The 4,858-nt window shown below is 50.7% G+C and carries 3 protein-coding genes; all 3 read left to right on the top strand.

Features of this window, described 5'->3' with window-relative positions; genetic code table 11:
* Positions 1–392: 392 nt before the first annotated feature.
* The 3 genes from ACFQI7_RS37545 (at position 393) to ACFQI7_RS37535 (ending at position 4,486) form a co-directional block, all read left to right on the top strand.
* Positions 393–1,427 carry a hypothetical protein gene (locus ACFQI7_RS37545; RefSeq protein ID WP_377518602.1) on the top strand — a complete coding sequence of 345 codons (1,035 nt, stop codon included), beginning with the start codon at positions 393–395 and terminating at the stop codon, positions 1,425–1,427.
* A gap of 470 nt (positions 1,428–1,897) precedes the next feature.
* Complete coding sequence (locus tag ACFQI7_RS37540) at positions 1,898–4,177, top strand: ATP-dependent DNA helicase (protein WP_218103549.1); 2,280 nt, start codon at positions 1,898–1,900, stop codon at positions 4,175–4,177.
* A gap of 66 nt (positions 4,178–4,243) precedes the next feature.
* Positions 4,244–4,486 (top strand): YolD-like family protein, encoded by a 243-nt coding sequence (locus ACFQI7_RS37535; protein ID WP_218103548.1) that lies wholly within the window; start codon positions 4,244–4,246, stop codon positions 4,484–4,486.
* Positions 4,487–4,858 lie beyond the last annotated feature (372 nt).

The following is a 4,858-nucleotide window of genomic DNA, read 5'->3' as shown; positions in this document are numbered from 1 at the left end:
AACACGTTGATTTTGAGCCTTAATTAGTCTAGACTTCATGATAACGCCTCCTAGGTGTGAGTTCTGAGGGCTGCAACCCAGTACATACTCTCATCCTAGCGGGGCGTCTCTTTTTCTGCAAATTGAATCTACTAACGCCTACAGGAATGTTAACGGGTGACGATAGCTCAATCACGGTTGCTTATCGGCAACGGTTTTTTTCTTTCCGTTAACGGCAGCATAGCTCAGTAAATACAAAAAGAGGCAGCTGATCACGGCTGTCTCTTTGAGGGCAATTTTTTTATCCTTGCTTTAAGTTAATAATACCAAAGTAACAGCTGGAAAAACAGACTGTTTTATCCATTAAGCTTATGGTAAGCTCTTGCTTGAATATAGGATCGGAGGGATAATCCATGAAAATAGGGACGGCTCGAGCGGCAGCAACGGAGTGGGTAATGCAGTGTACTAGTCAGGAAGCATGGTTCATGGGGGCGTATTTCAGCGGCTCGACGGTTGGTCAGCCGGATGACGTGATGATGTCAGTGGGCTCCGACATTGATGTTGTCGTTGTTACCTCTGAAGCAAAACCACCTCTGAAACTGGGGAAGTTCATCTACCGTGATGCGCTGATCGAAATAACCTTCTTAACGTGGAACGAGATCGCCTCTGCCGAGGAGGTTCTGACATCGTACCACCTAGCCGGCAGCTTCCGCGTGGATACCATCATTGCAGATCCTACCGGACAGCTGCGCGGCTTGCAGCAGAAGGTGTCGCGGCATTTTGCCGAGAGGGAATGGGTGTGGCGCCGCTGCGAAAACGTTAGGCAGAAGATAGAGCATGGGTTACGGAACATCGATCTGACTGCACCATGGCATGACCAGATTATGGCATGGTTGTTCATGACCGGAGTCACCACACACGTCCTTCTCGTCGCAGCTCTTCGCAACCCTACCGTGCGGCTTCGCTACCTGGCTGTGTACAACATGCTTCAGGAGTTCGGGCGAACCGACATCTATCCGGAATTGTTGAGGCTGCTGGGCTGCGAGCATTGGACCTCGCAGCGCACCAGCCATCATCTGAGCGCGCTTGCCCGTACCTTCGACGTCGCCGCGGCGCACGCCAAGACCCCATTCTTCTTCAGCAGTGACATCACCGCCGCTTCACGACCGATTGCGATTGACGGTAGCCGTAACCTTATCCGCGATGGATATCACCGCGAAGCGGTGTTCTGGATCGGGGCGACCTTCGCCCGGTGCCACAAAATACTCTCCACAGATGCCCCAAAACTACAAGTTGAGCTAGCTCCGGCGTTTGAGGAATTCGTCATCGACCTCGGCATCACCTCGTCCGACACTCTTGTGCGTCGTGCCGAAGATGTGCTGCAGTTTCTACCGCGGCTCTGGGACGAGGCCGAATCGATTATGCTCGCCAATCGGGAGATTTTGTAGTTTGGTATAATCGGATCCGCTCACTGTGCAGGCTCCATTGCTCAACTAACTGGGTACGATAGTTGAACGCGATTTTAAACAACTTTATTTCTAACCCGGCCCCGCATATAGGTCGGGTTTACTGCATTTTTTGCGACTATTTAAACAACTTTATTATCAGGGAATACATCGCGGTCACTTCCGAGCACCGTTCGGGATGCCTGGTCTGGCGGCAAACTACTTGCAGCGAGGGAGCAAGGGCCTTCGTCGGTGCAGCGGAGGATCTGGGAGACCGCAGCTTCTGGTGGCGAATCAAAGAGCAGCCCCCAATATTAATGATAAATAATCTGGTAGATGAATGTACATGGGACTGCATGGCTTGTTCCTTATCGGTGGGACGACATTTAGTTATATATGGGAACGCTTGTTTTCATTTGATGCAAAACATGGTATGCTTATGCGTAATCAAACAGGATTTCGGGTGAGAGCATATGCTACCGATTATTCGCATTTCCGTACGTGCACTGGTCGAATACGCGTTTCGCAGAGGCAGTCTGGAGTCTGGCTTTCACGCGGCACCTACGTTCTCAGAAGGGACGCTTGCGCATCAGAAGCTGCAAAAGACGTACGGAGAATCGGACCTCAAGGAAGTACCGCTGCAGCAGGAATTCGAATGCGGGGACTTGCGTTTTCGGCTGGAAGGGCGCTGCGATGGCATCCGATTCCCGGAGAACGAACTTGTCGCTATTGAAGAAATTAAGTCCACTTTGCAGGATATTAAACGTATTGAGGAACACGCGCACCCCGAACATTGGGCGCAGGCACAATGTTATGCGTATATGTATGCCGTGAAGGAAGGCTTATTGAAGCTGGGTGTGCAGCTGACCTATGTGCAGCTGGATGCTGACGAACAAATTCATTTTCGGAAGGAGCAGACGACTGAGGAACTGGAAGGTCTAGTGCTTGGAATGCTGCAGGTATATACACCATATGCAAGATTGATGGCCAAGCACGAACAGGAACGGAACGAGAGCGCGCGGAGCCTGCCGTTTCCTTATCCGGCCTACCGGGAAGGGCAGCGTAAGTTGGCCGGTGCCGTTTATACGGCGATCGCCGAAGGGAAAGATTTATTCGCAAGAGCTCCGACCGGAACCGGCAAAACGATCTCGACCTTGTTCCCGGCCGTTAAAGCGATCGGGCAAGGGCATCTTCAACGAATCTTCTACATAACGGCCAAAACGATAACCCGGACTGCGGCGGAGCATGCGATGCGCGCCATGGCGGATGCTGGCTTACGGACGAAGACCGTCACGCTGACGGCGAAGGAAAAAGTATGCTTCAAGGACGAGGTGCGCTGCTCGAAGGAGTACTGCGAATACGCAGATGGCTTCTACGACCGGCTTAACGGCGCGATGCTAGACATGCTGGAGAGTGAGGCATCGATGGGCCGCGAGGTGATTGAACGGTATGCACACAAACACCGGGTATGTCCGTTCGAGCTGTCAATAGAAGCGGCATACGCCGCGGATGCGGTCATCTGCGACTATAATTATGTGTTCGATCCGCGTGTGTCGTTGAAGCGGTTGCTGCAGGAGCAGCGCAAGCATACCGCTCTGTTGGTGGATGAAGCGCATAATTTGGTCGACCGGGCAAGGGACATGTTTTCTGCGGAGCTAGTAAAATCCGATTTTCTCCATCTTCAGCGGGAAAGCAGGGGCAAGCAACGAGAGCTTGCCCAGGCGGCGAAGGCATTGAATGAAATATTTATCGAACTGCGCAAGGAGGTGGGGGAGCGGACGCATTCGCTGCTTGACGGTCCGCCGCAGAGCTTGCTTGAACGGTTAGAGTCTTTTGCCGAAGCAGCCGAGCAGACGCTTGTTGCAGGCGGGGAAGAAGAAGGACTGACGCTTTTGAAAGATGTTTATTTCGCGGCGCAAAGCTTCCTTCGAATCGCGAAGCTGGCGGATGAACGGTTCGTCACCTATGCCGAAGTCGAGCGCAGCGAGGTCAGAGTGAAGCTGCTATGCCTAGATCCGTCGCAGCTGCTGCGACATATGAGCAATGGCTATCGGGCAAAAATTTTTTTCTCGGCAACGCTGTCCCCGTTCGGCTTCTACAAGGATGTACTCGGTGCCGGGGAGGACGATTATACGTTTGCGATTCCATCCCCCTTCTCGAAGGACCAATGGGAGGTGAGTATCGCGGCGTTATCGACGCGATACCGAGACCGTGAAAGCTCGATGGCCAGACTGGGATCACTGCTTCGCGAGCGGATCAGCAGGCGTAATGGTTGCTACATGGTCTTTTTTCCTTCGTTTGATTATTTGCAGGCCGGAGTGGCTGCGTACGAAGAGGAAATTCCGGACGCCGATATCCTTGTTCAGACCAATACGATGTCGGAAGAGGAGCGGGAGTGGTTTCTGGACGCGTTCCAGGCGGGAAGGGCGAGGACGTTAGTCGGCTTTGCCGTATTGGGAGGCATATTTTCGGAGGGAATCGATCTGCAAGGGGACCGGCTGACCGGTGTCATTATCGTTGGTGTTGGGCTACCACAAATCGGACTGGAACGTGATCTGATGAAAAACTATTACAACAGAACAGGACGGGACGGCTTTGATTACGCATATGTTTTTCCGGGCATGAACAAGGTGCTGCAAGCGGGCGGCAGGCTGATTCGATCGGAGCGGGATCGTGGTTCTCTCGTACTTGTCGATGATCGGTATTTACAGCCCAAATACATACAATTGCTTCCTGAAGAGTGGCGAGTTTAATTGGTAAAAATCGGGATATGGTGTATCAGGCATAAATGGTTAATTCTTTATATTAGGGGGTTCAACTTGGGAAAGGCAAAGGTATTAAAGAGACCTACTCGAGATGAATTTGTACTCGCCAACCAATTAACTGAAGCGAAACTAGAAAATTCCGAAATCGTGCTAACGGTTTGGGGATGGGAAGAACCAGTACGTGGTTTGATTACAATAATGGATTCACGAACAGAAAAGGTGCACGTCCAAAGAAGCGGAGAAACTTTGAAGGTACTGTTCATGGATATAATGAAAGTTGATTTCCCAAGAGATTAAACCTTCTTTGAAATACTGAACAAGTAATTCTCCTTGTTTCTTTTGTTTAGTGTAATATCGGATGACGGGATAAAGTTTTTGTCATTTATGTCATAAGGTTCTTGTCAACCGATAGTAGTTGAGCATTGTCGGGTGACAAGAACTTGATCCCATTCCCGACGAACTAGATTCAACATTTTTTCGTTAAACATTCCTGTAGGTGCTAAGAGATTCAATTTGCATAAAAATAGTCGCCTCGCTAGGATGAGTATGTACTGGGTTGCAGCCCTCAGAACTCACACCTAGGAGGCGTTATCATGAAGTCTAGACTAATTAAGGCTCAAAATCAACGTGTTGAACGTATTTCCACTTCCACTCTTGTCATTGGCATCG

It is taken from the genome of Paenibacillus allorhizosphaerae, assembly GCF_042659105.1.
GTDB classification, from domain to species: domain Bacteria; phylum Bacillota; class Bacilli; order Paenibacillales; family NBRC-103111; genus Paenibacillus_G; species Paenibacillus_G allorhizosphaerae.
The sequence above is the reverse complement of the archived record's forward strand: the minus strand, read 5'-3'. Positions and strand labels throughout refer to the sequence as shown.